This is a genomic window from Chromohalobacter sp. HP20-39, assembly GCF_033052815.1.
In the GTDB taxonomy this organism is placed as follows: domain Bacteria; phylum Pseudomonadota; class Gammaproteobacteria; order Pseudomonadales; family Halomonadaceae; genus Chromohalobacter.
The window spans coordinates 1-279 of record NZ_JAWHTP010000579.1 but is presented as its reverse complement, the minus strand read 5'-3'; the positions used below and the strand labels follow the sequence as shown (position 1 = coordinate 279).

Annotated in this window: 1 protein-coding gene; it reads left to right on the top strand. The window is 60.6% G+C overall.

Features of this window, described 5'->3' with window-relative positions:
* Nucleotides 1-10: 10 nt before the first annotated feature.
* Nucleotides 11-175, top strand: coding sequence for a hypothetical protein (locus RVY79_RS22050; protein ID WP_411161754.1), 165 nt, complete (start codon nucleotides 11-13; stop codon nucleotides 173-175).
* Nucleotides 176-279 lie beyond the last annotated feature (104 nt).

Genomic DNA, 279 nt, shown 5'->3' with positions numbered 1-279 from the left:
GGTCGCGCGCATCACCTCGTCGCGGCTCAAGGAACTGGTGATCACCGACTCGATCCAGCCGACCGAAGCGATGCGCAAGGCTCCGAACATCCGCGTGCTGTCGGTCGCCACCCTGATCGCCGAAGCCATCGGCCGCACCGCGTCTGAAGAATCGGTGTCGAGCCTGTTCGACTGAACGGCTCAATCTCAAAAATATTTTTTCTCGCCCGGCGCGCGCAATTGCTCTGCGCGACTCGCGCTGCGCGAATCCGATTCCGTTTTGTTCTCACTCACATCGCA